The organism is Limnospira sp. PMC 289.06 (assembly GCF_032350395.1).
GTDB lineage: Bacteria > Cyanobacteriota > Cyanobacteriia > Cyanobacteriales > Microcoleaceae > Limnospira > Limnospira platensis.
The window spans coordinates 1-7,174 of sequence record NZ_JARPLC010000088.1 but is presented as its reverse complement, the minus strand read 5'-3'; the positions used below and the strand labels follow the sequence as shown (position 1 = coordinate 7,174).

Sequence of the window (7,174 nt, the reverse complement as noted above, 5' to 3'; positions counted from 1 at the left end):
GAGGGCGGGTTTTTTCATCTTCTGGTTGGGAGACGAGGAAGCAGCAGAACCCTAGAGAGAGGGCGGGTTTTTTCATCTTCTGGTTGGGAGACGAGGAAGCAGCAGAACCCTAGAGAGAGGGCGGGTTTTTTCATCTTCTGGTTGGGAGGCGAGGAAGCAGCAGAACCCGCCCCTACAATTATTAATTATTCATCAACATTAGACTGATATAATTTAAGGAGGATTTCCTGATGATATTCTCGGGTAATTGGATAAAAGTAGGTAAGGATAATTCCCACGATAGATAATATCATAGGCAGAGGTCCGATCGCCAATCTAATTGCCAATAATACTGATTCCGGTTGAGTTGGTGTAGGTTGACCGGCTACGGATTCAATAAAACCTGCCCAATCTAAAGTTTGACCTACCATAAAAATCCCTAAAGCCAAACCAATTTTTTGCAGGAGAACCATAAAAGAATAGAAAATTCCCTCCCGTCGCTGTCCGGTTTTGAGTTCATCATAATCAATAACATCGGTAATCATAGACCAGGGAATCAGATAAGCGGTAGATACTCCTAAACCGGCAATAAAACAGAGAAAATACATCAAAAATAACTGTCCTGGCTGTAGAAAGAATAAAGATAATTGAGCAATTATCCAAAATCCCATGCCGCTGATATATACAATCCTTCTGCCGTATTTTTCGCTGATTTTACTCCACATAAATAAGGTCAATAAAGCTGTGCCCTGGACGACGATCGCTACTTGAGTAAAAGCCACTTCGGGAAGTTCCATACAATACACGACAAAATATTGGAGAATTGCTGCAGTCAGTTGTACCGCCAACCAAGAACATAAATAAATCCCAATTACAAACAAAAAAGGACGGGTACTAAAAGCAATTTTCACCTGTTCGGAGAGGGGTAAAGATGTGGGTGCATCAACTTCTCCGGTGGCGGCTTGTACCTGGGCGACGCGATCGCGAGTTCCCCAAACACATAAAAAGATGGGTGGGACTGCCATAATACTACAGACCAAACCCAAAACCATATATCTGGTAGCTAGGTCTTCAATAGCAGCAAAAATAATAAAAGCTAGAACTAGGGACAAGATGCTACCACCAATGGAAAAAGAGAAGCGAAACCCATTGAGGGTAGTACGTTCGTTGTAGTCGCGAGTTAATTCAGGGGTGAGGGTAGCATAAGGAAGATTAACGGCTGTGTAAGCGGTATGAAAACCGATCGCAATAATTACATAATACCAAAATAGAGTCTGGGTATTGGTACTAGGTACGATCCACATTAAAAAGAAAAATATGCCAAAGGGAACTGCGGCAAAAATCATCCAGGGATAGCGCCGCCCCCAGGGATGCTTAGTGCGATCGCTTAAAACCCCGATAATTGGGTCATTAACGGCATCCCAAATTTTACCGACCATGGGTACACTCGCCGCCAGTCCGGCTGGTAGTCCGGCGACAGTGGTTAGAAAAAACAACAGGAAAAAAGCGAAAATATTAGCAGTCATGGCTGTTCCCAGGTCTCCCACCCCAAAAGCTAATTTGGTGGAAAAGTTCATTTTGGGAATAGTAGGACTAGCAGAAGATGACTCAAAGGGGGAAGAATGACTCATAAATTTTAGTCCCAAGAGGTTCCAGGATAGACAAAGGATCGCGATATCCTAAAAACATAACTGATCTGTTTGCAGTAATCCAATGAGGAGTCAATTATGGCCAGCTTAGGCGATCGCTTTAAGAAAATGATGGGTAAGACCCGCTTTGTAGTCTGTCGGCTATTCCTACACCTAGGCGGCGCTGAGGTTGCGCCATTACTAGGTGTTCTTAACCAAGTCACCCGCGAAGCGATAGACCATGATGGAGATCTGGAAATCATGGGGTCGGGACTTGTCGAAGTCTGTCAAAGCCTTCTCCAGTACAATAGTTATTGGCAGTCCGCTGGTAATGAAGGAGATGTGATCTGGGATGAAGAAGAAGCCGGGGACTATGTGAATGAGTTATTCACGGACTCTGCTCAAAGGTATCTCAGTCAACCGGACTTGAACCAAGAAGAAATCGCTCCAGATGAACCGCTGTCCCTACCTATCACCTATAACTTGGTTGTAATAGTTACAATAGGTTGTGAGGGGGAAGTTCCTGACCTCGAAACTGACCTAGCCAATTTTGAAGCCATGGAAGCTGGACTAAAAAGCATCATCAACCTCCACTACCAAGGGAGTTTACGCGCGATCCAAATTCATTTTTCCCCGGCGCGGTTGGGTGATGTACTCACGGAAGACCAGCTTTTACAAAACTTTCCCGAACTCGTACCCCTATAAAGGGTGCAGAGAAATTTCCTAAGTTAACTTTAGCTAAAATTATGTTACCCAAAAAAGTAATCACGGTTTTAATGGTATTTGCACTCTGTTGGACAACTGTGGCTTGTGGGTCTTCCTCGCAGACGACCACTCAACAAACGGTCCGCAGTTCAGCATCAGCGGCTAACCGACTGGCTGATGGCAAATATCCGGTTCAACAAGCGCAATATGATGATGGTACTGGAGAGTATCGCTTAATGCTGCTCAACGCCAGACCGCCAGTATTTCAGACCTCTGAGTTGCAAATGGCGCGTTTGACGGATGAACAAATTAAGGCTGGTGAAAAAAGTCATCTGTTGATCGAAAATAATCAGCCAGTTTTTTACCTGACGGAAGATTTCCAGATTGAATATGTCCACAATGTGACTGAAACGCGCACTGATCCTCAAACTGGTCAGACTCAAACTGTGGTGGTGCGCCGAGAGTCTAATTTCTGGACTCCTTTTGCGGCTTCGTTTGTGGGTAGTGCGATCGCCACTAGCCTATTTTCCCCCCGCTACTATGTTCCTCCCGCCTATCAATCGGGTAGTTCATTAGTTGGCTATGGCGGTTCTGGTAACAGCTATAACCAGGCGGTGAGTCAATATCGCACGAGGTACAATGAACCTCCCGCCGCTGTTAGAAATCGGCAAACTTTCCGCACCACTGGAACGGCTCGCAGTTCTTCCCCTGGTTCTACTACTGGCCAAACTAACCCCAATGTTAATCGCTCAACGGGTTCTGGCGCGGGAACTAGCAATCTGCGTCAGTCTCAGCAGGCTCGTCCTCAAAGACAACGTACACCTAGTTTTGGTAGTGGTAGTAGAAGCCCCAGCCGTTCCGGTTCCTCTGGAAGACGGCGACGTTAATTGACATGATCTGAGCTAGGGGGTGGGTTCGACAGCTCCTCTCCCTGTTCAAGTATTTTGCCCAGGGGACACCCCTGGCGGCTTACTGTTTAAAAACTTATTATTGTTTGATAAGAATATGGCTTATGATCTGAGATAGCAAAGTGCGCGGAAAAGCGGAAAATAGGTGAGAGGGTTACAACTGATGATTGTTACCTCTTACCTATTCAAGGGTTGCATCAGATGTTAAACGCGCCCTTAAAGCCTTAGTCTGATTGAGTAGAGAGGTGCAGTGAAAATGACCCCAGAACCATCTGTACAATCTGAGTTGACAGGTAAACATCTAAACACCATTAATGAATGCCAACAACTTCAAGAATTAATGGCCGGGATGTCTGGGGTTTTTTATCAATATATATTGGCGGCTGATGGCAGCGAAAAATATACTTATATTATTGGCAATTTCCTAGATGTTTATGGGGTAGAATTAGATGATTTTACCATCGATTCTGACCATATTTTTGGCTTAAAAAAAAAGGGCGATCGCCAAAATTTTTATAAATCTATTTATGATTGTGCAGCCCATTTAAAATCTTGGTCTAGGCAGTGGCAATATACTACACCAAATGGTGAAGTTAAATGGCTATATTCCAGTGCTAAACCGGAGAGACAACCTAATCACGATCTGGTCTTGAATGGCTTTATTTTTGATACGGAAATGCCTGGGGACTATCACGGTTTAAATAAACCTACCAAATTACCAGCTATTATTACCTCGAAATTTACTCATCTTTGGAATTTTAGACAGTACAGGTTACTGGCTTCTCTGCAAAAACGTTTAGCTGAATGGTGGCATCATAGAAATCAAATCGATCGCCTATTTAACCATACTGTTGATCTGGTAGTAATTCTGAATCTGGACGGTAACTTTAAATTTCTCAATTCCGCCTGGACAATTAGCTTGGGTTATGATTTTAATGAACTGATAAATAGTTCTTTTATGAGTTTGGTATATCAGTCAGACCAAACCATAACTTTTTATGAATTTAATGCTATCCATTATGGCAAAAATCGTCAGTTTGAAAATAGACTTTTATCTAAAGATGGGTCCTATAAATGGTGGTCTTGGACTTTTGTGCCGGTGTTTGAGTCGGGAGCTATTTATGGAGTGGGTCGAGATATTACAGAACCAAAGGCGATCGCTGATAATTTCAAGGCTGTTGAAGATAAGTTACGAAGGATTATCGATTTTACCTATGATTGGGAATATTGGATTAATCCTCAACAGGAAATTGTATATATTTCTCCCTCCTGTGAACGCATAACTGGCTACTCGGTCAAGGAGTTTATGCAAGACCCTAGCCTATTGGCAAAAATTATTCATCCTGAAGATCGCGATCGCATAATTCCTTATTTATATGAAAATGTCTGCGATCGTAATAACCAGGAAATAGATTTTCGTATTATTACCCGCGATCAACAAGTGCGTTGGATTGGTCATAACTATCAGCCTATCTATGACGCAGCCGGACAGTATCAGGGAAAACGGGTTAGTAACCGAGATATTACTCAACGTAAACAGAAAGAAACTGAAGCCTTGCGAGTAGCTGAAAACCTGGAAATGGCCCAGCGGATTGCTCATGTAGGTAATTGGGAATATGATGTTGTTACTCAAAAAATTACTTGTTCTGATGAACTTTTGCAGATTTTAGGTTGGGTCAAGGAGCAAGATTTTTTAACCTTTGAGGAATTACGAAAACTCATTCATCCTGACGATCGCGATAATTGGTTAAACCAAGTTGAGAGAGCTTTAGCTACTGGGAAATCTTACGAAATTGACCACCGCATTGTTAGACCTAATGGCGAAATTCGTTATATTCAAGGTCGCGGGGAGGTAGTTCGTAACCAAGTCGGACAGGTACTCCGCTTATTTGAAATTACTATGGATATTACCGATCGCAAACAGTCTGAGCAAATTTTGCGCGATCGTGAGCAGTTCCTCTCTAGTATTTATGATGGAATTGAACAAGCAATTTTTGTCGTTGATGTTACCCAAGATGGAGACTTTCAGTTGGTGGGATGGAACCCCGCCTCCGAAAAAATTACTGGCATCAAATCTAGGGATATTATCGGTAAAAAACCCGAAGATATGTTTTTAGATGAATATGCTAAAGCTATCCGCTGTCACTATGAAACTTGTTGGCTGAAAAAGTCATCATTACAGTATGAGGAATATTTTAATTTTGGGCAAAATCAAATTTTCTCCCTCACGACTCTTAATCCTATTATAGATGATTCGGGAAGAGTTACCCGAATTATTGGCACAGCTTTTGATATTAGCAACCTGAAAGAAACCGAGGAAAATTTAAGGCTTTCGGAAGCACAACTGCGAGAACTAGCTGAAAGAGAAGCACTAGAAAATTGTCTGTCGAGTTTGATTCGCAACTCCCTAGATACAGATACTATTTTGGCAACAGCAGTGGCGGAAATTCGCCGTGTATTGGATATAGACCGCACCTATTTTGTCTGGTATAGAAGCGACTTAGATACCCCAGAATGGGAAGTTCGCAAAGAAGCCAAAATTGACTCTCTCACGAGTATTTCTGAAATTTACCCCGGCGATGCTTTGCGTCCAGTTAGTAAATATATCTTGGCGGGAGAAATGATGCGAATTGATGATATTGCTACCTGTCCGACTCCCACTATTCGCAATTTCTTTTTGGTGTTAGAATGCCGTTCTGTGTTGATTTTACCAATTCAGACACAACAAGATACTAAAGGAGCTTTGGTTCTAGCCCATTGTCAGGATATCCATTATTGGACTCATTCAGAAGTGGCGCTATTAGAGGCGATCGCTAATCAATTAGTCATTGCTCTGAACCAAGCAGAACTCTACGCCGCCACCCAGGAAGCCGCCAGAGTAGCACAAGCGCAAACTGAAACCCTAGAAGCTACATTAAACCAACTTCAACAAGCACAAGTTCAATTAGTGCAATCCGAAAAAATGTCTAGCCTAGGGCAAATGGTAGCAGGTTTGGCTCATGAAATCAACAACCCAGTCAGCTTTATTTACGGCAATATTACCCATGCTAAAGAATATACCAGAGATTTATTAGGACTAATTGAACTATATCAAAAGCATTGCCCCCAAGCACACCCGGAAATCACCGAAGAAATAGAAACTATTGATTTTCAATTTTTAATAGAAGATTGGCCGCGTCTATTTAAATCAATGACTTTGGGAGCAGATCGGATTCGAGATATTATTAAATCCCTGCGAACTTTTGCGAGGCTGGATGAATCGTAAGTTAAATATATTAACCTACATGAAAACCTCGACAGTACCTTGATGATTCTTGATAATCGTCTGAAAGAAAAACCATTACATCCCGCGATTCAAGTCCATAAACAATATGGAGATATTCCCCAGATTGAATGTTGTGCTGGACAGCTTAATCAGGTGTTTCTCAACCTAATCAATAATGCTATTGATGCTATTTGCGATCGCTACAAAAAACAGACCCTGGAACAAATTATCAACGAGCCAGGTATGATTTGGATCAGCATCATGCTAACCGAGCAAAAAACCGTCCAAATTCGCATTGCTGATAACGGTATTGGTATCAGTCCGGAAATCATCTCCAAAGTCTTTGACCCTTTCTACACCACCAAACCCGTGGGTTCAGGAACAGGTTTAGGACTATCCACCAGCTATCAAATTATCGTCGAAAAACACGGAGGAACCCTGCGTTGTGTTTCCCAAGAGTCTGTGGGAAGCGAGTTTGTTATTGAAATACCCCTAAAACTTCCCCAAAACTCTTCCTCAACTTCATGATCACTCCGACTTTGTAGGTTGGGTGAAACCAAGTGTAACCCAACTAAAGACTTGGTAGAGACTTGGTAGGTTGGGTGAAACCAAGTGTAACCCAACCAGAGACTTTGTAGGTTGGGTGAAACCAAGTGTAACCCAACCAGAGACTTTGTAGGTTGGGTGAA

Annotated in this window: 5 protein-coding genes; 4 read left to right on the top strand and 1 reads right to left on the bottom strand. The window is 42.5% G+C overall.

All coding sequences use genetic code 11. The features are described from left to right. Positions 1 to 185 precede the first annotated feature (185 nt). A complete protein-coding gene (locus tag P5674_RS16760) occupies positions 186 to 1,610 on the bottom strand; it encodes an MFS transporter (RefSeq protein WP_315670108.1) in 1,425 nt (474 codons plus the stop codon). A gap of 96 nt (positions 1,611 to 1,706) precedes the next feature. Here P5674_RS16760 and P5674_RS16755 point away from each other — a divergent pair, with 96 nt between their 5' ends. The 4 genes from P5674_RS16755 (at position 1,707) to P5674_RS16740 (ending at position 7,013) form a co-directional block, all read left to right on the top strand. Beyond that, entirely contained in the window at positions 1,707 to 2,312 is a 606-nt protein-coding gene (locus P5674_RS16755) for a DUF1517 domain-containing protein (protein WP_315670107.1), read from the top strand. Positions 2,313 to 2,353: 41 nt separating this feature from the next. Beyond that, positions 2,354 to 3,199, top strand: coding sequence for a hypothetical protein (locus tag P5674_RS16750; RefSeq protein WP_014276503.1), 846 nt, complete (start codon positions 2,354 to 2,356; stop codon positions 3,197 to 3,199). A gap of 277 nt (positions 3,200 to 3,476) precedes the next feature. After that, complete coding sequence (locus P5674_RS16745) at positions 3,477 to 6,485, top strand: PAS domain-containing protein (RefSeq protein ID WP_315670106.1); 3,009 nt, start codon at positions 3,477 to 3,479, stop codon at positions 6,483 to 6,485. Positions 6,486 to 6,527: 42 nt separating this feature from the next. Further along, a complete protein-coding gene (locus P5674_RS16740) occupies positions 6,528 to 7,013 on the top strand; it encodes a sensor histidine kinase (protein WP_006616808.1) in 486 nt (161 codons plus the stop codon). The last annotated feature ends 161 nt before the right edge of the window (positions 7,014 to 7,174 follow it).